Annotated in this window: 15 protein-coding genes; 8 read left to right on the top strand and 7 right to left on the bottom strand. The window is 71.2% G+C overall.

All coding sequences use genetic code 11. From position 1 onward, the window contains the following. Positions 1-13 precede the first annotated feature (13 nt). Together IW249_RS29290 and IW249_RS34545 are read right to left on the bottom strand one after the other, a co-directional pair. Positions 14-841 carry a transposase gene (locus IW249_RS29290; protein WP_231392697.1) on the bottom strand — a complete coding sequence of 276 codons (828 nt, stop codon included), beginning with the start codon at positions 839-841 and terminating at the stop codon, positions 14-16. Further along, positions 784-1,182, bottom strand: coding sequence for an IS110 family transposase (locus IW249_RS34545; RefSeq protein WP_231392696.1), 399 nt, complete (start codon positions 1,180-1,182; stop codon positions 784-786). Before IW249_RS34545 ends, IW249_RS29290 begins: the two co-directional genes overlap by 58 nt. 242 nt (positions 1,183-1,424) lie before the next feature. Between IW249_RS34545 and IW249_RS29285 the strand changes: the two genes are divergently transcribed. Then, positions 1,425-2,483 carry a threonine aldolase family protein gene (locus IW249_RS29285; RefSeq protein WP_231392695.1) on the top strand — a complete coding sequence of 353 codons (1,059 nt, stop codon included), beginning with the start codon at positions 1,425-1,427 and terminating at the stop codon, positions 2,481-2,483. A gap of 1 nt (position 2,484) precedes the next feature. On the opposite strand, the gene IW249_RS29280 is transcribed toward IW249_RS29285, so the two are convergent. Next, entirely contained in the window at positions 2,485-3,366 is an 882-nt protein-coding gene (locus tag IW249_RS29280) for a LysR family transcriptional regulator (protein ID WP_196923731.1), read from the bottom strand. Between the two features lie 132 nt (positions 3,367-3,498). Here IW249_RS29280 and IW249_RS29275 point away from each other — a divergent pair, with 132 nt between their 5' ends. Then, positions 3,499-4,872 (top strand): MFS transporter, encoded by a 1,374-nt coding sequence (locus tag IW249_RS29275; protein ID WP_196923730.1) that lies wholly within the window; start codon positions 3,499-3,501, stop codon positions 4,870-4,872. Between the two features lie 70 nt (positions 4,873-4,942). Here the strand turns inward: IW249_RS29275 and IW249_RS29270 are convergent, their stop codons facing one another. Continuing rightward, positions 4,943-10,405 carry an ATP-binding protein gene (locus tag IW249_RS29270; RefSeq protein ID WP_196923729.1) on the bottom strand — a complete coding sequence of 1,821 codons (5,463 nt, stop codon included), beginning with the start codon at positions 10,403-10,405 and terminating at the stop codon, positions 4,943-4,945. Between the two features lie 358 nt (positions 10,406-10,763). On the opposite strand from IW249_RS29270, the gene IW249_RS29265 reads away from it, so the two are divergent. Beyond that, positions 10,764-12,020, top strand: a complete 1,257-nt coding sequence (locus IW249_RS29265; RefSeq protein ID WP_196923728.1) for a phosphodiester glycosidase family protein — start codon at positions 10,764-10,766, stop codon at positions 12,018-12,020. Positions 12,021-12,146: 126 nt separating this feature from the next. Next, entirely contained in the window at positions 12,147-13,244 is a 1,098-nt protein-coding gene (locus tag IW249_RS29260) for a winged helix DNA-binding domain-containing protein (protein ID WP_196923727.1), read from the top strand. A gap of 37 nt (positions 13,245-13,281) precedes the next feature. Here IW249_RS29260 and IW249_RS29255 read toward each other — a convergent pair whose 3' ends face one another. Then, the gene (locus IW249_RS29255; RefSeq protein WP_196923726.1) at positions 13,282-14,355 is read right to left on the bottom strand and encodes a hypothetical protein; all 1,074 of its coding nucleotides are present in this window, start codon (positions 14,353-14,355) and stop codon (positions 13,282-13,284) included. Positions 14,356-14,671: 316 nt separating this feature from the next. On the opposite strand from IW249_RS29255, the gene IW249_RS29250 reads away from it, so the two are divergent. Beyond that, positions 14,672-15,400: a cellulose binding domain-containing protein gene (locus IW249_RS29250; RefSeq protein ID WP_196923725.1), complete on the top strand. Its 729-nt coding sequence runs from the start codon at positions 14,672-14,674 to the stop codon at positions 15,398-15,400. 55 nt (positions 15,401-15,455) lie between these two features. Here the strand turns inward: IW249_RS29250 and IW249_RS29245 are convergent, their stop codons facing one another. Further along, positions 15,456-16,253 (bottom strand): SAM-dependent methyltransferase, encoded by a 798-nt coding sequence (locus tag IW249_RS29245; protein WP_196923724.1) that lies wholly within the window; start codon positions 16,251-16,253, stop codon positions 15,456-15,458. A gap of 353 nt (positions 16,254-16,606) precedes the next feature. On the opposite strand from IW249_RS29245, the gene IW249_RS29240 reads away from it, so the two are divergent. Beyond that, positions 16,607-17,314, top strand: a complete 708-nt coding sequence (locus IW249_RS29240; protein WP_196923723.1) for a hypothetical protein — start codon at positions 16,607-16,609, stop codon at positions 17,312-17,314. Here the strand turns inward: IW249_RS29240 and IW249_RS29235 are convergent. Further along, positions 17,311-18,675 (bottom strand): serine/threonine-protein kinase, encoded by a 1,365-nt coding sequence (locus IW249_RS29235; RefSeq protein ID WP_196923722.1) that lies wholly within the window; start codon positions 18,673-18,675, stop codon positions 17,311-17,313. The genes IW249_RS29240 and IW249_RS29235 overlap by 4 nt on opposite strands. A gap of 56 nt (positions 18,676-18,731) precedes the next feature. Between IW249_RS29235 and IW249_RS29230 the strand changes: the two genes are divergently transcribed. Both IW249_RS29230 and IW249_RS29225 read left to right on the top strand, forming a co-directional pair. Further along, positions 18,732-19,280 carry an RNA polymerase sigma factor gene (locus IW249_RS29230; protein WP_196923721.1) on the top strand — a complete coding sequence of 183 codons (549 nt, stop codon included), beginning with the start codon at positions 18,732-18,734 and terminating at the stop codon, positions 19,278-19,280. 157 nt (positions 19,281-19,437) lie between these two features. Further along, positions 19,438-21,516 (top strand): PQQ-dependent sugar dehydrogenase, encoded by a 2,079-nt coding sequence (locus IW249_RS29225; RefSeq protein ID WP_196923720.1) that lies wholly within the window; start codon positions 19,438-19,440, stop codon positions 21,514-21,516. The last annotated feature ends 56 nt before the right edge of the window (positions 21,517-21,572 follow it).

The following is a 21,572-nucleotide window of genomic DNA, read 5'->3' as shown; positions in this document are numbered from 1 at the left end:
GCTCCCCTCTGTGTCAAGACAACGCTGGGAGCGGAGTTCTAAGCTGGGTCTTGGCGGGTCCGGGAAGTGACTTCTCCGAAGAGCCGGCTTGGGGATGCGAGCTGGTCACGCTGGAGTCAGTGGTCGTTCCCCGTTGTCCTCCCGGGCCCGCTGCCGTGGCGGCCACGGCGTCGTTGATCATGAACCGGTAGACGATGTCGGACAGGCGTCGTTTCAGCGCGCGCAACGCTTCCATTGACGTCTTGCCGGAGGCTTTCTTGCGGTCGAAGTAGGCGCGTCCTTCGGTGGGGTTGCGGAGCTGGACGGTGGCCATGATGTGCAGCACTCGGTTGATCTGCCGGTTTCCGGCGCGGGAGAGCCGGTGTCGCACCTGCTCGCCGGAGGATGCGTCGATGGGGGCGGTGCCGTTCCAGGAGGCGAAGTGGGCCCGGTTCGGGAACCGGGTGATGTCTCCGACCTCGACCAGGAGCCGGGCGGCGCCGGATGGTCCGATGCCGTGCAGGTCCATGAGGGTGGTGCCGGTGGAGGCGACGAGTTCTTTCAGTTCCTTGTCGGCGTCCTTGGTGCGTTGGTAGACCCGTTCGAGGTCGCTGATCAGCTCCGCGGCGACCCGGCGTCGGGCTTTGCCGACCGTGTCGCGGGGTCGGACCTTGGCCAGCAGTGCCTTGGCCTGGGCGGCGGACAGGCTCTTCTTCGCCCCACCGGGAATCAGTTCCAGCAGCAGTTGGTGCAGCTGGGAGACTATTCGGGTGTGGTCGACACCGAGGGAACGGCGCCTGTCGATCAGGATCCGCAGCAGGGCGAGCTGTTCGTCGTTGACCACTGGGCGCAGTCCGGCCATGCGGGTGCCGACCAGCGCGATGGAGTGAGCGTCGGTGCGTCGGTCTTGCGGCCTTGGCCGGTGGCGAACACCCGCGCCCTGGCGGACAGCTTCGGCGGGACGTCGACGACCTGTTCGCCGTCGGCGAGTAGCCGGTTGGCGATGTGCCGGCCGATGCCCTGGCAGCCCTCGATCGCCCAGACCCGGTTCGGCCACTGCTTGGCGTACTTTGTCATCGCCGCATAGCCGTCCCGGCCGGTGTCGAACCGGCCGCCGCCGACGATGGTCTCGTCGCTGGTCATGACCTCGATCGTGGCGGAGCGTTTGTGCGGGTCCATCCCGATGACCACACGATCTGACATGCCACTCACCGCGCTCTCCGATGCTCGATCCGCTTGGGTTGTCGAGCCGGGAGGGCAACGCTACTTCGAGCCGAGCAAACCCCTCTTGAGCCTCTCCCCGCCCTGGGGCGGCGCCCGGGCCGCGCAGGCCAAATGAGAGCCACACGACCAGCGTGGGCAGCCGCAATGAGAGCGACAGCCCGGGCGCCTCGACCGAAGCCTGGCCGGGCCACGGTCGCAGGTCAATGAAACAAGTAGCCGCAATGAGTGTGCGGCGTTCCCTGTTTCTGCACTCCGAGCTGCGCCGCCGACCGCACGACCTGCTGCGGTCGATGCTGGCCCAGGTCGACCCGGCCACGCCGCCGAACGGCCCGGACGGACCGGTGGCCACCCTCGAACGGCGCGTGGCATCCCTGCTCGGCACTGACGAAGCCCTGTTCTTCCCGTCCGGGACGATGGCGCAGCAGGTGGCAGTGCGCATCCACGCCGACCGCCGTGGCCGGCGGGCCTTCGCCGCCCATCCGCAGTGTCACCTGGAGGTCTGGGAGCAGCAGGGGTACGCCGTCGTGCACGGGCTGCGGTTCCAGCCCGTCGGCGACCGCCACCGGCTGATCACCCTTGCCGATCTCGCCGCCGTCGCCGAACCGCTCGCGGCGGCGGTCTGGGAGCTGCCGCAACGGGACATCGGGGGAGTGCTGCCGGAGTGGGACGACCTCGTCGCGCAGACCACGGCGATGCGTGAGCGTGGCGCCGCCGTCCACCTCGACGGCGCCCGCCTGTGGGAGGCCCAGACGTACTACCAGCGGCCGTTCGCCGAGATCGTCGCGCTGTTCGACACCGCGTACGTCTCGTTCTACAAGGGACTACAGGGCGTCGGTGGTGCCGCGCTCGCCGGAGACGCCGCACTGATGGCCGAGGCACGGGTGTGGCGCCGCCGGCTCGGCGGCGACGTCTACGACGCGTGGCCGCTGGCGCTCACCGCACTGCACGGCCTGGACACAGTGCTGTCCCGGCTGCCGGCACACCGGGAGCACGGGGTGGCGATCGCGGCGGCCATCAACGCCGACGGGGTGGCCCGCGCGTTTCCGGACCCACCGCAGACGCCGATCTTCCACGTCCACCTCCCGATCGGCCCGGACGCCGCGATGCGGGCCGCCGACGCCCTGCTCGCCGCCGACGGGGTGGAGTTGTTCGGCCGGGTCCGGTCCGCCCCAGATCCGGACCGGTGTTCGTTCGAGGTCAGCGTCGGTGAGAACGCCATGGACCTCGCCCCCGACGAGGTCGTCACGTTCCTCCATGAGCTGCTGCGGCGCGCCACCTGAGTCAGGGCCGGGCTGCTGCATACAGGATGTCCCGCATGCCAGGCAACGCCTCCTGGTCTTCTCGCCAGATCAGCCGCAGGCAGAGATCCGGGAGGGGAAGGTCGAGTTGGACCAGGGTGCCGGAGCGGAGGCTGTCGGCGACCGCGAAGCGGGGTAGCAGCGAGATTCCGAGCCCGTGCTCGGCCCACGCGCGCATCACCGGGACTCCTCCGGCTCTGATCCGCTGAGGCCCGGAGCCGAGGATCCTGTCTCCGGCCATCCAGAACGAACACTCCGGCACGTTGACCAGGAGCCGCTCGTGCGTGAGGTCATCGGGGGTCAGCGCGGCACGGGCCGCGAGCGGGTGCCCGGGCGCGGATACCAGGGCGAGGGGGACCGGGTCGAGGTCGATGAAGGTGAGCGGTTCGGCGGGGGCCGGGAACCCGAGTCCGCCGACATCGTCGCCGGAATCCAGCAGCAGGGCGGCCTCGAGTCGTCCCTTGATCACATCGGCGAGGAGACCGTCGCGGGCGCGTTCGGTGTGGATCTCGAGGTCGATGTCCGGTCGACGTTCGGCAAATCGGGTGATCACCGCAGGCAGGTAGGAGCCGGCGAGGGTTTCCAGCGCACCGAGCCGGAGCTGGCGCCGTTCGCGTCTGACGTCGCGGGTGGCCTGCTCGGCCTGGTCGAGCAGCGCCCGTGCCCATCCCTGCAACCGTTCTCCGGCGGGGGTCAGCCGCATTCCCTTGGGACCGCGCACGAACAGGGCCACGCCGAGTGCTTCTTCCAGAGTCCGGATCTGCTGGGAGACGGACGAGGGGGCGAAGCCGAGCGCGACCGCGGCATCGGTCACGGTTCGGTAGCGGACGACGGCTTCGAAGGTGCTGAGTTGGCGTAACTCCACGTGCTCAGCAACCGCCCGGAGCGTTCGGAAATTCCGAACGCGTCGTTCGGCTACGGCGGTGGAGCCGCTGGTCTGCCGAAACGCACAGTGGTGGCGTCCTTCCACAGTCGTCTTCGGGGAGCTTCGCCAGTCATGACCCTTTTGAGATCGTCCGCACCAGCACGTGCGGATCTTCGGCAGCGGCGGAGGCACTCCACCGCCCTGACCGGCATTTCGCTGGGCTACTTCATGGTGCTGCTGGACATGACGGTGCTGTCGGTCGCCGAGCCTGCTCTGGCATCGTCACTCGACACCACAATGGCCGGGTTGCAGTGGGCGACCGTCGGCTACACAGTGGCGTTCGCCGCGCTGCTGCTGTCGGCGGGAGCGGCGGCGGACCGTTTCGGTGCCGAGCGGCTCTTCCGGGCCGGCATAGCGGTCTTCACACTCGCGTCACTGCTCAGCGCGTTCGCCCCGGGGCTGTGGGCCCTGGTCCTCCTGCGCGCGATCTCGGGGGTCGCCGCGGCGCTGTGCGTGCCAGCCTCGATGGCGATGATCGCCCAGCTCTACCCGGAACCGGCGGCGCGGGCGCGAGCGGTCTCGGCGTGGGCCGCGATCAGCGGTGCGGCCGTGGCAGCCGGTCCGATCGCCGGCGGCGCACTGGTCGGCGCGGCCGGGTGGCGGTCGATTTTCCTGGTCAACGTGCCCATCGGCCTGGCGGTGCTGGCGCTGACGTACGGCCCGGCGGTGACCTGCCCGCGCGGTTACCGCCGGATCGACTGGCCCGCCCAGTTGGCGGCCGTTGCCGTGCTGGCTCTCGTTACGGACGCGTTGATCGCTGCCGGTTCGCAGGCGTGGGCCCACGCCGTGTGGTCCTCGGTGGGGTGCGGAGTCTCGATGCTGGTCTTCTTCGGCCTGGAGCGCCACAGCCGGGCGCCGGTCCTGAACCGGGCGCTGCTGCGGTCCAGCCGGGTGCGGGCCGGGCTGCTGGCCGCTGCGGCGGTGAACTTCGCACTGACGGGGGCCCTGTTCGTGCTGCCGCTGCTGCTGCAGCAGCAGCGGCATTTGAACCCGCTGCAGACCGGGCTGGCGTTCCTGCCGCTGACGGTGCCCTTCGCGGTCAATCCGCCGATCACCGGCCGGATCGTGGCACGGGTGGGTCCGCGCCGACCGATCCTGGCCGGTCTGGCCCTGCTGACCGCCGGAGGCGCGGCGCTCGCCGGGGTGGTCTTCGCCGACGGCGGCTACCAGTGGCTCGCGGTCGGCCTCCTGATGACCGGCTTCGGTGTCTCCTACGCCCTGCCGGCGCTGGTCGCGGCCCTCGTCGGCGCCGCCCCGGCGGGCACGGCCGGTGCCGTGGGCGGCCTGCTCAACGCCGTGCGGCAAGTCGGTGCGACCCTGGGTGTCGTCGTCATGGGCGCTGCTGCCGCCGCCGGCACGGGGTGGGCTCTGCTGATCTCGGCCGCGGTCTGCACCATCGCCTGGTTCGTGTTCGCTGTCGCGCGCCCCGCCGATACCACCGGATGAGACCGGGGCGGGGCGGTGCCCGGTTCCTCGCTTCTCAGGATCCGAGCACTGCCCCGCCCGTCTCGTCGCGTTATCCCAGGTGGGCTTCGATGGCCTCGACGATGCGCGGACGCAGCTCGGCGGCGCGGATGACGGCGTCCACCGAGCCGACCTCGACGGCGCGGTGGATGTTGTGCACCCGGTCGAACTCCGAGGCCACCTCGCTGAGTTTCTCCGCGCGTACCGACGAGCGCAGCTCGTCGAGCTCCGCGGTCAGCGCGGCGCGTTCGGTGCCAGCCGAGGCGGCGGTGCGGGTCTCCAGGTCGCGCACCCGCGGGTCGGCCGCGGTACGGGAGTTGACGTCGGCGGAGAACACCACAGCGGCGGCGGGTGCGCCACCGAGCACCGAGGCGAACGAGCCCTCCAGCGCCAGCACCGTCATGTTCGGGTTCAGCGCCTTCGAGAACACCACGAACGCGCCGCCGTGGTAGCGCGAGATCACGCAGAAGACGATGGGTCCCCGGAAGTTCACGATCGCCCGGCCGATCTCGGCGCCGTACTCCAGTTGCAGCTTGCGCATCGACTCCGGTGAGCCGTCGAAGCCGGACAGGTTCGCCAGCACGACGAGCGGCCGGTTGCCGCTGGCCGCGTTGATCGCCCGCGCGGCCTTCTTCGACGAGCGGGGGAACAGCGTGCCCGCCGTGTAGGTGTCCGGACCGTCGGTGGGCGGGAAGCCGTGCCGCGGCACCGACCGGGACTCGATGCCGAGCAGGCAGACCGGGATGCCGCCGAGGTGGACGTCCTGCACGACGGCGGTGTCCGCGTCCGCCATGCCGGCCCAGCGCTCCAGCACCGGGTGATCCTGGTCGGAGAGGGCCCGCATCACCGTACGGATGTCGAAGGGCTTCTTGCGGTCCGGGTTGGACTCGACGGAGAAGATCTCACCGACGGTGGCGAAGGCGCTGCCCGCCACGTCGTGCGGGAAGGCGGAGATGTCGCGGTCGGCCGGGTCGGTGGTGACCGCCCGTCGGGGCGCGTCCTCGCCGGGCGCGACGTACGTGTGGTCGTAGTGCGCCATCACCACGTCCCGCGCGGCCGTCAGGTTCGGCGCCCAGTACTGCGCCTGCCCGTTCGGCCCCATCACGCGGTCGTAGCCGCCGATGCCGAAGTTGTCCTCAGCCGACACGCCACCGGAGAAGTCGAGCGACTGCTTGCCGGTGAGCACCATCGCCGAGTCGGGCGTCATCACCAGGATGCCCTTGGTGTGCATGAGCATCGTCGCCTCGGCGTTCCAGTACGGCTGCGCGCCGACGTTGATGCCCGCGACCACGATGTTGATCTCACCGCCGGCCTGGGTGAACTCGACGATCCGCTTGAGCGCGGCGGCCACCCAGTCCATGTTCTCCGTACCGGAGCTCATCGAGATCCGGGCCCCGGCGGACAGCGCCCACCACTCCAGCGGCACCTGCATCCGCTCGGCCAGGTCCAGTGCGGCGATCACGCGCCGGCACTCCGGCTCCGACAGGGCGCCCAGCGACTTCGTCGGGTCGCCGAGCAGCACCACCCGGGTGACGCCCTGGGGGTAGCGCTCGGTCGGCGTGGTGACCACTCCGGCGACGATGGCGGCGCTGTTGCGCCCCTTCGGCCGGTCCACCGGTACCAACACGTGGTCGTCGTCGAGGTCGTGCTCGACGAAATCGCCGAGCCGGCCGGTCAGCTCGTACGGGTACACGGTGTTGCGGCTGCTGGCCCGCAGCACCTTGAGCCGGTACTCGTCGAGCGGCTCGATCGGCTCGACCGGCGGCTCCCCGACGGCCAGCTCGGCGCCACCCGCGGCGTCGAACGAGATCCGTACGGCGATCCTGGTCAGCTCGCCGGTCCGGCGGTCGCGCTGGCGCGCGATGAACAGGATCTCCTCCAGGCCGGCGCCCGCTGTCGTCGGGCGGACCCGCCCGGCGATCATCTCCATCTCCTCGCGGGTCAGCTCGCTCGGCGGCCACACGTAGACCACGATGCGGTTGGTGTTGAATCGCGTCTTCGACGGCCGCCGCGACTGGGCGCGGCGGATCGAGTCGAGGCAGGCGGCGATGGCGTCCTCGGTCGTGGGCAGCGCGACCAGGCGGCCGTCCTGCTCGCGAAGCTCGGTCAGGTCACGTACCTGCGCGAACGCGACGAGGCGCTCGTCGGCCCGGTTCTCCCGCGCCACGCACTGGAAGAGGTAGACCTCCTCGTCCGACGACGGCAGCCGGGTCAGGTCGAACTTGTGCAGCCGCTCCAGCTGCATCCGCTGCGCGATGTACGGGTGCAGCCCGCGGATCAGCCGGTCCTCGGCCAACTGGGCACCCGCAGGGCGGAAGGTGAAGTGGTGGTGCATCACCGCGCCGCCGCGACCCGCGACGGTGGTGGTGACCCGACGTACCTGGGGCGGCAGCGGGTGCGCGGCGATGACCTCGGCCAGCGCCGCCGCCATCGCGTCGAAGTCCTCCGGCTGGTTCTCCCAGCCGAGGTAGATGTCGGCGTCCACGGCGTCCTCGCCGGTGGCCAGCTCGGCCAGCCCGCGTAGGGCGCTGCCCAGCGCGTCGAAGCTCACCGCGGCGGAGACCACGCTCGAGTCGGCGCGCTCGGCGACCACGAACGTGCAGTCGGCGACCCCCTGGGTGCGCACGCTGGTGAGTGACCGGTTGCCGTAGTACCGGCGGGTCAGCACCTCCAACATGACCGCGTTGTCGAGGTGGTCGCGAACGAGCCGCTGGCCGAGGAGCCGGACCAGCGGTTCGGTGCTACGCACCATCTCGGCGATGCGCTCGGCGCGGTCCGGTGCGTCCGGGTGCGCGTCCAGGTGCCGCAGGTGACCACGGACCTCGGCGTAGACGCGGGCGCGGTTGCGGCGCAGCAGCGGCTGGGCGAACCAGGCGAACACCACGCCGCGGGCGAGGTCCGCGACCACGGGGAAGCGGACCTGCGTCGCGGCGATCAACCGCTCCAGCGCGAGGCCGGCCGGCTCGCGCAGCGTCTCGTCCGGCGGGGTCTCCCGCAGCCAGGCGCGCAGCAGCGCCGCGACGACCTGCGCGTCCGCGGAGGCGCGCTGCTGGGCGAGGAAGATCCGGAAGACGGCGGCTTCGAGGGCGGGGGTGCGGTCCAGGTCGGTGACGCCGTAGCGGCCGAGCGCCTTGCCGAGCCTGGTCTGGAAGGCGTCCGGCAGCCCGGCCCGCTCGACGTCGAGGCTCTGCAGGTAGGTGTGGAAGTACTCCCGGGCGCTGTGCACGTGCGCGGCGCCGCCGTCCTCGCCCGTCGGACGGTTGCGGCTCAGCTCGGCGAGGTCGGCGAACACCTCGATGAGGTCGAGTTCGGCGGCCAGGGGTCGTTGACCGGCTTCGGTGGCCGCCCGCCGTGCGGTGAGGTAGTCGTCGAGCACCCGGCGGTCGTCGTGCGGGTCGACGTCGAAGCCGAGCAGCAGACCCCGCAGGTCCTCCTGACCGCGCCGGCTGCGCTCGTCCGCCGGGACGTCGGCGGCGGCGGTGGGCAGGTCCAGTTCGACGGTCTCGGTGCTCGGGTCGTCAGTGGTCTCCTCGGCGTCGTCCGCGAGCGGCTCCAGGCGCAGCAGCGGCGCACCCGCCTCGACCTGACTGCCCACCGAGACGGCGCACTCCTTCAGGCGCGCCTTGAACGGCGCCCGCAGCACCGTCTCCATCTTCATGGCTTCGAGCACGAGCACCGGCGCGCCCGCCTCGACCTCCGCGCCGACCTCCAGTGGCGTGGCGACGACCAGCGCGGGCATGGGCGAGCGCAGGACACCGCCCTCGTCCCGGCTGACCCGGTGCGTCACACCGTCCACCTCGACCAGGTGGGTCGGCCCGTACGTGCCGGTGAGCAGGCGGTAGCGGATGCCGTTGACGACGATCTGACCGGTGTGCCGGTCGAAGCGGTCGAGCTCGACGTCGGCGGTGCGCACGACGGGGCCGCTCTCGATGCCGACCCGGAACCGGTGCGCGCCGACACGCGCCACCCGCGTGCGGTAACCGACGCCGCGCAGCTTGAGGTCCAACGGTCGGCCGCTGGCGTGCTGCACCTGCGGGCGCCCGCCGGCCGCCGTCGACAGCAGCCGCTGCCGCTCGACGCGCTCCTCCTCCTCGTACGCCTCGATGGCGGCGGCGGCCAGGGCGACAGCGGAGTGGCGGTGCGTGACGAGCCGGCCCTCGCTGCGGACGCGGTCGATCCAGCCGGTGTCCGCGCTGGCGTCGATCACCTCGGGCTGGTCGAGCAGGTCGAGCACGAAGCTCTTGTTCGTCGCCCCACCCTCGATGATCACGGTGGTGTTCGCCATCGCCCGGCGCAGCTTGCCGAGCGCCTCGTCGCGGTCGCGGCCGTACGCGATGATCTTCGCGATCATCGAGTCGAAGTCGGCCGGGATGGTGTCGCCCTCGCTGACGCCGGTGTCCACCCGGATGCCGGGTCCGCTGGGCAGGTCCAGCCGGGCGATGCGGCCGGGCGACGGCGCGAAGTCGCGGTCGGGGTCCTCGGCGTTGAGCCGCGCCTCGATGGCGTGCCCACGCTCGGACGGCGGCGCACCTTCGAGTCGCCCGCCGGAGGCGACGTGCAGCTGCGCCTTGACCAGGTCGAACCCGGTGGTCAGCTCGGTGATCGGGTGCTCGACCTGGAGGCGGGTGTTGACCTCGAGGAACGCGAACAACCGGTCGCCGGGGTGGTAGAGGAACTCGACGGTCGCCGCGCCGCGGTAACCGACAGCCACGGCCAGCCGCTCGGCCGACGTCTTCAGCTCGGCGGCCTGCGCCGGGTCGAGCACCGGCGACGCCGACTCCTCGATGACCTTCTGGTTGCGTCGTTGCACGGAGCAGTCGCGCACGCCGAGCGCCCACGCGGTGCCCTGCCCGTCGGCGATCACCTGGACCTCGACGTGCCGCGCCCCGGTGACCAGGCGTTCCAGGAACACGATGCCGCTGCCGAAGGCCCGTGCCGCCTCCTGGCTGGTGCGCTCGTACGCGTCGACAAGCTCGGCCTCGTTCCTGACCACGCGGATGCCGCGCCCACCGCCGCCCGCTGTCGCCTTCAGCATCAGGGGGTAGCCGACCTCGGCCGCCGAGGCACGTGCGGCGTCCAGGGTCTCGACGGCGCCGCGGCTCCATGGCGCGACCGGCACGCCGACCTTCTCGGCGATCAGCTTCGAGCCGATCTTGTCGCCGAGTTGGCGCATGGCGTCCGGGCTCGGCCCGACGAAGGTGACGCCGATCTTCTCGCACAGCTCGGCGAACGCCGGATCCTCGGCGACGAAGCCCCAGCCGACCCAGGCGGCGTCGGCCCCGGTCTCGGTCAGGGCGCGCTCCAGCACCGCCAGGTTGAGGTACGGGCGGGCGGACGCCGGGCCGAGATCGTAGGCGATGTCCGCTTCGCGAACGAACGTGGCGTTGCGGTCGACATCGGTGTAGAGAGCCACGGTTTCGAGTTGGATGCCGGTCTCCGCGGCCAGCTCGCGGACCGCGTGGATGAGCCGCATGGCGGCTTCACCACGGTTGACGATGGCGACACGGTTGAACACCCGAAGAACCCCTTAGCTAGACCTCGACCTGCGTGCCGGGAGACGAAGGCTCCCAGCAGTGATCACCTTTCCGGGTGGCGGCGGCCAGCGCTATGGCGCAACCACCGAACCCACCGTCCCTCAGTTGTAGGAAGTGCACAAAACTTTTTGGCACCCCCGGGGATCGTGCCCGCCTGCGTCGGCCCGTCCCGCCGCTCCGGCAGTTGATCAAGACGGTGCGGGCGGTTCACGTCCGCAGCCTCCCGTGTTCACCCCCGGGTGATCGGCTGACCAGGAAGATCATCGCCGGTCCGGTCAACCGCCGGCCCGGCTCGACCATCCCGGCCCAGGCCAGGAACGCACCAGGAAAGGAGCGGCAATGAGGTCACCACACCTCGTACGCCCACGTCTGGCGCTGCTGCTCGCGGCGGGGCTGACCACGCTCGTGACGCCGGCCGGCGTCGCCCACGCCGCGACCGCCACGGTACCCGCGACGGCCACCCCGATCACCATCACCTCGACCGAGCAGCTCGCCCCGGGCGTCACATACGGCTCGTTCCAGGTGACCACGCCCCGAGGCGTCACAGTCGGTTACCTGCTCACCGCCGACCTGAAGAAGAACAAGGTCTCCCTGGACCTGCTGCACCCCGACGCGGTGGCGCAGCGCACTGTCGTCTCGGCGATGACGAACGAGCAGGGCGCCGTGGCCGGCGTCAACGGCGACTTCTTCAACAACAGTGAGACGCACGCGGGCGTGACCCCGACCTACTCGTCGTCCGGTCCGGAGATCGCCGACGGCGAGGAGTTGAAGTTCGCGGTGCCGACCGCCCAGCGTTTCGGCCCCGGCCTGGCCCCGGGCACCTCGACCCGGGACGTGTTCGGCGTCGGCGTGAACGGCAAGGCGCGCGTGGACACCCTGAGCTTGGACGGCGAGGTGCGCAGCGCGAAGGGCACCGTCGCGCTGGGCGGCCTGAACCAGTACGCGCTCCCGGTCGACGGCGTCGGCCTGTTCACCGCCGACTGGGGGACCGCCTCCCGGGTCCGGTCCACCTGCGGCACCGACACCAGCCGCAGCGACCCGTGCAGCACCCACACCTACGAGGTGACCGTACGCGACGGCGTGGTGACTGCGGTTGGCCCGACGCCCGGTGCGGGCGCGATCCCGGCCGACACCCAGGTGCTGGTCGGCCGGGAGGGCGGCGCGGACGCGCTCGACGACCTCGCCGTCGGCGACCGGGTGCAGGTGCGCGAGAAGCTCGTCTCCGTCGGCAAGCCGAAGCTGACCTTCGCGGTCGGTGGCGCGCCGATCCTGCGCGACGGTGCGCCGCTGGCAGGCCTGGACACCAAGACCGCCGCGGTACGCAGTGCGGCCGGTGTCAGCCCCGACGGTCGAACCGTGTACCTGGTCGCCCTGGCCGGCCGCGCCCCGGCCAGCGCCGGGTTCACGATCGCCGAACTGGCCGACCTGATGCGCTCACTCGGCGCGGACGCCGCAGTGAACCTGGACGGCGGTGGTTCGAGCACTGTCGCCGTCCGCGAGCCGGGCCAGGCCGCGGCCACCGCCCGCAACAGCCCATCCGACGGTACGGAGCGAATGGTCGCCAACGGCATCGGGATCTTCGTGGGCAGGCACTGATCGGTGCACCCGCTCGAATCCGCCCCGCCCGGTGCCGCCGGACGGGGCGGTTTCGCGTATCTGAGGCGGTCGGGCGCCCAGACTGTCGGCTCCGGGTCAGATAATGACGCCGGCCGAAAGGACCCTATGACCATTCTCGACACCCGGGCGCTCAACCGCGCGACGCTCGCCCGGCAGTTGCTGCTGGACCGCGCCGACCTGCCGGCGCTCGACGCCGTCGCCCACCTCGGTGGCCTCCAGGCCCAGGAGCCGCAGGAGCCCTTCATCGGGCTGTGGTCGCGGCTGCGCGCGTTCGACCCGACGGTGCTCTCGACCCTGCTGACCGAACGGCACGTGGTGCGTACCCACCTCATGCGCCGCACCGTCCACCTGCTCGTCGCCGACGACGCCGTGGCCTGGCGTCCGCGTCACGACGCCATGCTGCGCCAACGTGTGCTCGGGGTCTACCGGAGCGAGCTCGACGGGGTTGACCTCGACGACCTCGCCGCTGCCGCACGGGCCGTGGTGTCCGACGGTGAGCCCCGCTCGATGCCCGAGATCGGGCGGGCGCTCGGCGAGCGCTGGCCGACGGCGGGGGTGCAGGCGCTGGGCGAGATGGCGATCGCGCTGCTCCCGATGACACAGCTGCCGCCGCGCGGGGTGTGGCGGGCGAAGGGGGGCGTGCGCTACGCCCTGGTCTCCGCCTGGCTCGACCGGGAAATCGCCCCCCCGACCGCAGAAGGCGCCGACCAGGTCGGCCAGCTGCTCGTGCGCCGCTACCTGGCCGCGTTCGGCCCGGCGGCCACGGCCGACCTGCGGGCCTGGTGCGGCCTCGCCGGGCTGCCGGCAGTGGTGACCGCGATGCGGGACGAGTTGGTGACCTTCCGCGACGAACGTGGTCGGAAGCTGATCGACCTCCCCGACGCGCCGCGCCCCGACCCGGACACCCCCGCCCCGGTGCGGTTCCTGCCGGCGTTCGACAACGCGATCCTCGGCTACGACGACCGCACCCGGATCATCGACGACGCCCACCGTGGCCTGTCGGTGGCCGGCGAACGCGTGGTGCTCGTCGACGGCCGGGTCGCGGCGACCTGGAGCGTCGAGTCGGGCACGGTGACCGTCAACCCACTACGCGGCTTCTCCCGAGCGGACCGGGCCGCCGTCACCGAGCAGGGGCAGGCGCTGGCGGCCTTTCTCTCCGACGACGAGAGCGACCGGGTACGGGTCGGTTCGTCTCCCCGGTGACGGACCAGGACGGTCCGACCCCGGGGAGACGAAGAGATCAGTCGACGGTCGGTGGAGCCGTCCTCGCCGCCTCGGCGAGCGCCGCAGCCGCACCGGCGTACGGGTTGTAGCTGTAGGTGCGGGCCAGCCCGGTCGGCACTGTGAAGTACGCGGCCGACAGTTTCGCCGGGTCGCTGGCGATCTCGCCACGCGCGGGGGCGTCGTTGCCGTCGTCCCAGCCCCAGGGCGCGTTGGCGGAGTTGGTCGAACAGCTCCAGGTGCCGACGCCGCAGTCGCCGGACGTGTCACCGGCGAACGTGCCCAGGCTGGCGAACAGGCTCGCGTTGGACCGCTGCGCCCACAGGCCGCCAGCGGCGAAGATGTCGATCAGTTGGTACCGCACGTCGCGGTCGTTGCTGCTGCTGGGGGTCTCGGCGACGGTCGACGGGTAGTAGACCAGGCCGTCGCCGTTGATGTCGTACTGCGGGTGTGCCTTGAGGCCGTGGCCCTGTGCCTCCTGCGCCGTCACCGGGTGCTGGAACGTGTCGTGCGGTGACGCCTGGAACCGCAGGGTGCCGTCGATGCTCTCCCCGCCGCTGGTCCAGGTGCTGCCGGTCGGCGTGTAGGAGAAGAAGTCACTGTGCGCGACAGTGACGGCCGAGCGGAGAACGCCGTACGTGGAGCCGTCCCGCTCGATCGCGAACAGCGCGCCCTCACCGTCGTTCTCGTGTTCGGTCTCGAAGAACGGGTGGTCGGTCCAGTCGCGAGGGTGGAAGAAAAAGTACGTGATGTACCAGTGGGTGCTCGTCTCCACGACGGAGTAGTACACGTGCGCGGCGAACGAGGAGCCTGCCTGGCCGGCCCGGTCCCAGTTGTTGCGTCCGTCCAGGTCGCCGTCGAAGTCGACCCGGGTGAGGTGGTCCGACTGGCCGCTCAGGGCGTGGCTGCCGGTGGCGTCCACGTCCTGGTAGTGGATGGGCGCCCAGCGGAGGGCCAGCTCGGCCCGGCTGGCGGCGGCGTCGGCGGGGGCCGGTGCGGCCAGCGCGGCGGCCGTCAGCAGTGCCGCAGCGCCTGCCGCGATCAGTGCCCGCACTCCCCGGGGTCGCCGGGTCGTGCTGCTTGCGTCGAGCATGGTGTGCTCCCGTGTCCGAATGGATAGATGCCAATAGATCATTCGGGGTTCGGGCGCCCAGCGGGTGTCAGTGCGGCGACGAGGAAGCGGACGATGTTCGACGAGATCGGGATCAGGTTGTATCGATGTCCATCGCCTGCCATGCTGTGGTTCGGTGGTGCTCGGGGAGCCAGCGCGCACCAGATCTCCTCCGGTCCACGGGGCGTACGAGGTGACCATGTCACCCGTGCCGGGCAGCCCTCGTCGTCGACCGAAACCCGAGTGCGGCACCGGCTACCACCTCGGTCATCGGTGCCTGGTAACCACGGAGGTACCGATGCTTCGCATGTTCCTCGCCGTCACGGCCATGGCGCTGGCCACCTGGACCGGGACGACCACCACCGCCGAAGCGACAGCCACGCCGACGCCAACGCCGTCGGCGACACCGACGCCGGCCTGCCCACCGGCATTGCCGATCACTGCGAACGTGACCGGAGCTACCACCACGAGCCTGACCATCTCGTACTTCATCTTCTTCCGCCCACCCTGCGGCTACGACCCGCCGATGACAGTCAGCCTCTTCACCAGCCGCGAGGACGCCCAGCAGTGGCGGGCCGCTGTCGCCGAGGGCGTCTCCGGGCCGGAGCGCAACGGCGCGGTGACCATCGACCGGCTGACTCCTGACACGGAGTACTGGTACCGGTTCACCGACGTCGACGGCCGACGGGACCCGTACGTGATCGCCTCGGCCCGCACCGCCTCACCGACCTCGTGCCGCGCGACGGCCACGATCGACACCCACTGGGGCGGCGGCTTCGTGGCGACGGTCACGGTCCGCAACACCGGGACGCTGCCGCTGGACCGGTGGCGCGTCTCCTGGCGGTGGTCCGGTGACGAGCGGATCCAGGCGGCCTGGGGTGGGGTGGCCGAGACGGCCGGCGCCGACGCCACAGTGCGCAACGCCTCCTACAACGGGACGCTGGCGCTGGACGGAGCGACGACGTTCGGTCTGCTCGTGTCGACCAGCGCGGTGCCCGACGGCCTGACCCTGACCTGCGCGCGGTGAACGACGTCCGCCCCGCTCTGCCGAGACGGCGTGAGCGGGGCGGACGTCGTGTCGGTCAGGGCTTGCGGGCCACCGCGCCGTAGGCGTCGATCCCGACGGTGTCGGGATCCTCCGCTCGCCACAGCGGGATCGGCACCAGGCCCGGCTCCACCATCGTCAGCCCGTCGAAGCAGCTCTCGAGCTCCTCCGGGCTGCGCAGGATGTACGGAACTCCGCCGCTCTGCGCCAGCCGCTCGGCGCCGGAAACCACCGCCGGGCTGGTGTTGGTGCCGTCCCAGAGCACCAGGTGTGAGCCGGACGGCACCGCGTCCATGGTGCGCCCGACGATCGAGCGCACCACGTCCAGGTCGGGCTCGTAGCCCATCACGCCCATGTACATCACGGCGATGGGCTGGTCGAAGTCGAGCGTCTGCGCCGCCTCGGCGAGGATCTTCTCCGGGTCGTGGTAGTCGGCCGGGACGTAGGTGGTGACACCCTCCGACGTGGTGCTGGCCAGCAGTGCCCGCGCGTGCACCAGCACCATCGGGTCGTTGTCCACGTAGACGATCCGCGAGTCGGGCGCCACACCCTGGGCGACCGCGTGCGTGTTCTGCATGGTGGGCAGGCCGGTGCCGATGTCCAGGAACTGCCGGATGCCCGCCTCGGCCGCGAGGTAACGCACGGCCCGCACCAGGAACACGCGCGACTGCTGCGCCATGAGGACGATCTCCGGGTAGACCTCGGCAACAGCGTCGCCGGCCGCCCGGTCGGACTGGAAGTTGTCCTTGCCACCCATCCAGTAGTTCCAGATCCGTGCCGCGTGCGGCACGTCGGGCTGAAGCTTCGCGGCGAGTTCGGGGTCCGGGCCGGCCATGCCTGGCTCCTATCGAGGGGTCGTCAGCTGGAGGTAACCACAGCGGTACGAGCGGGATCGTACTCCCGCAATGTCCACTCTCGACCGGGGGTGGACCGCGCACGGAGAGTGGGGTGGCTGTCACCGGTGGACGTGTCCGGAGCAGGTCCGTACGGCGTCACCCGATGCCTTGGAACAAGCCTGTTCGAGCGATCGCCCCGAACCATCTGGCGCGGGACGGCACTACGCGTACGACCTGAGGAGGAGGAAAGGGGTGCACCGATGGTGGGCAGAGATGCCGCTCCGGTCACGTGAACCACCGCCCGTACCGGTGCATCAAACCCTGTGACAGACCCGCGAAGGAAGGATCACCCATGCGCGGAAACCTGCTCGTCGGTGCGATGCTCACCGTTGCGTTCGTCGCCGGTTGCACGTCAGCGGTGGAACGGGTCGGTGGTGACGCCGGGCCCGCCGGCTCTCCGTCCACCAGCGCGAGCCCGCCGAGCCCGTCGGCGTCGCGCGCTCCGGCGACCGGCAGCACCAGCCCGAGCGCTCCGGCCACCCGCAGCGCCACCCCGGGTGCCCCGGCCACCCGCACCTCCCGGCCGGCCGCGCCGGTGAGCGAGATCAGGCGGACCGACTGGCCCAATGCCACGATCCGCAACCTGGGCTTCTGCGGGGAGTCCGACTCCGTGGTGTTCCGGAACGGGTCGAACGGCCTCGACATCCCGTGCCGGATCCTGCCCAACGGCGCGCGGCCGGTCTATGCCGAGTTCATCACCGAGGAGCCGGCGAACGCGCCGTCGACCGAGGACGCGCTCGTCCTCGTCGAACTGGGCAACAGCGACGCCGCGCGACGGCAGGCCCTCGTGCCGGTTCAGCTCGCCGACGGCGGAGGACGGTACGCGTGGCCGGTCATCCTGGGCGACGATTCCAGCCCGTCCGGCGACCGGGTGATGACGTTCGTCTCGTACCGGGTGGTGGGCGAGGACGTGCAGGCCACCGTCCGCAAGCTCGACGGCGGCACCGAGACCCGTCGGTGGCGCAAGGCCGACGGAAGCGGAAACTGGAAGCGGTACTAGCGTTGCGCGACCATCGAAGCGTCCACCCGCAGCGTGCCGAGGATCTCGTCGGTGCGGTCGAGGCCGTCGGTCTGCTTGACCTGGACGTACACCGCGAAGGTGGCGGCGGCGGCGACCAGGGTGACCTCGCTGAAGGACGTCTGCGCGCCACCGCATCGCGCCCAGTGCCGGACGGTCCCACTGAAAGTGGCGACGGTGACCGCCCGAGCGGCGGCGGGCGTGCATCCACTGTGATCGGGCAGTGCCGGCTGCTCCGCTCCGCGCAGCGCACGGCTCACACCCACGAAGACTCCCGGTGTCGCGCTGTCGACATCGGACCACACTGTGAGGTCCGTCCCGACGAGCAGGCCGGGGCCACGCCCCTCGGCGAGGCCGATCACCGTCGGGTCCCAGCCACCGTCGCGCAGCTGCCGCGCCCAGCCGCCGGGAACGGCCACCGAGACAGCGCCGGTCGTGTCACCCACCCGGATCCAGCCGTGCGGCGCGGTGGCGGCGGTGGCGGATCCGGCCATGACCAGCGTCGCGGCCACGGCGCCGACGGCGGCCAGGAACCGGCGGAGCCGCCGCCGTGGCGGCGGGCGGGCCGTGAGCTGCCGGCCGGCGAGCAGACCCTCCAACGCGGAGGCGTACGCGGCCGCCGTGGGCCAGCGGCGGTCCGGATCGCGGTGCAGCGCCCGGCGGACGACCCGCTCGACGGCGGCGGGTGCGCGGGCTGCCGCCACCGGCTGCCCCGGCGGTACGCCGGTCAACATGTGTTGCGTCAGCGCGCCGATCGCATACACGTCGGCGCGCACGTCGATCCCTCTGCCGGGGACGAGTTGCTCGGGCGCCATGTAGGCGGGCGTGCCGGCGACCACTGTGAACCCGGACGCGTGCGCGAGTGTCTTGGCCAGCCCCAGGTCGGCGACCAACACCCGGTCACCGGCCGGGGTGGGGTCGAACAGCACGTTGGAGGGCTTGAGGTCGCGGTGCAGCACGCCGCTGTCGTGCAGGACGGCCACCGCCCTGGCGATGTCGGCGGCGATCCGCAACGCCGCGCGCACCGGTATCGGCCCGCCGGTCAGCCGGTCGGCGAGCGTGCCGCCAGCGGCGTACGTCATCACCAGGTACGGCCGGCCGTCGGGCAGCTCGCCGATGTCCAACACCCGGACCAGGTGATCGGAGTCGACCTGCCGCATGAAGCGGGCCTCCTGGCGGAAGCGTCCCCGGATGTCGGCCCGCTGCGACCAGTTGTCGGCGAGCACCTTCACCGCCACCGGCGAGCGCAGCTCGTCGTCGTACGCCAGCCACACGGTGGCGAACGCACCGGCGCCGACGGGGTGCGCGATGCGGTACCGGCCAACCTGTGGCGGGATGGACACGACCGTATTATCCGGCGACCGGGACTCCGGTGACGCCCACGAGCGGGGGAGCGCGGGTGGCGAAGGAATCTGACACCGAGGAACTGGCGAGGCGGGCTGCGGCAGGCGACAGCGCCGCACTCGATGCGCTGCTGGCCGCGATCGGTCCGCGGGTGCTGGAGCAGTGCGGGCGGTTCCTGCCCTGCCGGCAGGACGCGGAGGAGGCGGCACAGGACGCGTTGTTGCAGGTGGCCCGGCACATCCAACGGTTCGAGGGCCGGTCGCTGTTCTCCACCTGGTTGTACACAGTGGTCGCCAACTGCGCCCGCCAGACGTACCGGTCACTGCGGAGACGAGCGGCCGAGCGGCCCAGCGCGCTGCTGCCCGTCGAGGTGGCCGATCCCCGCACGACGAGCGTCATCGCCGGTTCCCGCCTCGACCTCCTGGACGCGCTGGACCGGTTGGAGGCGCACCGGCCGGAGCTGGCGACGGCCCTCGTGCTCCGCGACCTGTGTCAGCTCGACTATCAGGAGATCGCCGGGCAACTGGGCATCCCGATGGGCACGCTGAAGTCGCGGATCCATCATGCCCGCCGGTACGTCCGGGAGACGTTGCTCGGCAGCTGACCGAAGCGTACGCCGATCTGCGGTTTTGCCCCCCGATCGAGGGACATCGTTTGACATGGGCGCCGCACACATCTTTGATGGTCGATGTGCATGTTCGGCGTGGTCGGGCGCTTCGTCGTCTGGGCGGGCCGGTCGATGCCCTGATCCTGGAGGACGGATGCGAGTCGTCGCGCTGAGAAACCCACACCCACGACGGCGGCTGTTGCCGGCGGCGATGGTGGCGGTGACGCTGCTGAGCCTGGCCGTTGGTGTGCCGGCGGCCGCCGCGGCACCGTCGACAGTCGTTGGCGTGGCCAGCGGTCGTTGCCTGGACGTGGTCGGCAACGTCAGGACCGCCGGTGCCGGCATCAACATCTACGACTGCAACGGCCAGGCCAACCAGGCGTGGACCTTCACCTCGAGTGGTGAGCTGCGGGTATACGACGACACGATGTGCCTCGACGTGGTCGGACAGGACACCACCGCCCCGGCCGCGCTGCAGATCAACGGCTGCACCGGCGGCGCCAACCAACGCTGGCGGATCACCACCTCCGGGACCATCGTCGGGGTCCAGTCCGGCCTGTGCCTGGACGTGTCCGGCGCGGGCACCGCCAACAGCACCACAGTCGGTCTCTGGACCTGCAACGGGCAGTCCAACCAGCGGTGGACGACGTCCCTCGGCAGCGCCGACAGCCAGCCGCCGACGGCGCCGGGCAACCCACGGGTGAGCGGTCTGACGTGCAACTCGGTGACGTTCGCGTGGAACGCCTCGACGGACAACGTCGCTGTGGCCTTCTACGACATCTACCACGACGGCCAGCTGATGACGTCGGTGAGCGGCACGACGCTCTCCACCAACCTGACGGTGGTGGCCGGGGCGACCTGGGGTCTGTACGTCAACGCCCGCGACGCCGCCGGCAACGTGTCACAGGCGAGTGCCACCGTCTCCATCACTCCGCCGCCCTGCCAGGCCGACAGCCAGCCGCCGACCGCGCCGCAGCAGCTCACCGGCACCGCGTCGGGCACCACTGTGACGCTGCGCTGGACCGCGTCGACCGACAACATCGGGGTGCGGGCGTACGACATTCACCGGGCCGGCGCGAAGGTGGGCACTGTCACCGGCGCGCCGCCGGCGACCACGTTCACCGACAGCGGCCTGGCGGCGAACACCTCCTACCAGTACCACGTGGTGGCTCGGGACGCGCAGGACAACGCCTCGTCGCGCAGCGGCACCGCGACGGTGACCACCGGTGCGGCGTGCGCCAACCCGGTGTGCGGGGTGCGGCAGGTCACCACCGACACCGACATCCCGTGGGGTCTGGTGACGTTGCCCGACGGCAGCGTGCTCTACAACCGCCGCGACGCGCACGACATCATCCAGCTCAACCCGACCACCGGGGCCAAGACCAACCTGGGCACGGTGCCGAACGTGCAGAGCACTGACGGTGAGGGTGGCCTGCTGGGCCTGGCCATCTCGACCAGCTACGCCAGCGACCGCTGGCTGTACATCATGCACACCTCGCCGAGCGACAACCGCATCGTCCGGATCAGGTTGGAGAACGGGCGACTCAACACCGCCAGCGAACAGGTCCTTCTCAGCGGCATCCGGCGGAACAAGTACCACGACGGTGGTCGCCTGCGTTTCGGCCCGGACGGGAAGCTGTACGCCAGCACCGGAGACGCCCAGAACGGCAACTACGCCCAGGACCGGTCCAGCCTCGAAGGCAAGATCCTGCGACTCAACCCGGACGGCACAGTCCCCTCGGACAACCCGTTCGGCAACTACGTGTGGAGCTACGGCCACCGCAACCCGCAGGGGCTGGCGTTCGACTCGCAGGGCCGGCTGTGGGAGCAGGAGTTCGGCAACTCGGTGATGGACGAGACCAACCTGATCACCAAGGGCGGAAACTACGGCTGGCCGGCGTGCGAGGGCACCAGTGGCAGCTGCGGCACGGCCGGGTTCATCGCGCCGGCCCGCACCTATCCGACCGCCGAGGGGTCCTGCTCCGGCATCACGATCGTGCGCGACGCGCTCTACGTTGCCTGCGCCCGAGGCGCTCGGATGTACCGCGCGGTGATCAGCGGCAGCAGCCTGACGAACGTGCAGACGTACTTCAGTGGTACCTACGGTCGGTTGCGGACCGTGGAGCCGGCTCCCGACGGGGGGCTGTGGCTGACCACCACGACTGTCGGCGACAAGGACAGCACCCCGAACAACAGCAACGAGAGGATCCTGCACGTCACGCTCGGCAACTAGTTCCGACGCCCCGCAGGGCCGCCTCCGGGCGGTCCTGCGGGGCGTCGGGTGCCCCG

The sequence above is a fragment of the Micromonospora vinacea genome, from assembly GCF_015751785.1.
Taxonomy (GTDB): Bacteria; Actinomycetota; Actinomycetes; order Mycobacteriales; family Micromonosporaceae; genus Micromonospora; species Micromonospora vinacea.
Note: the sequence above shows the minus strand (reverse complement) of the source record. Positions and strands in the feature narration are given on the sequence as shown.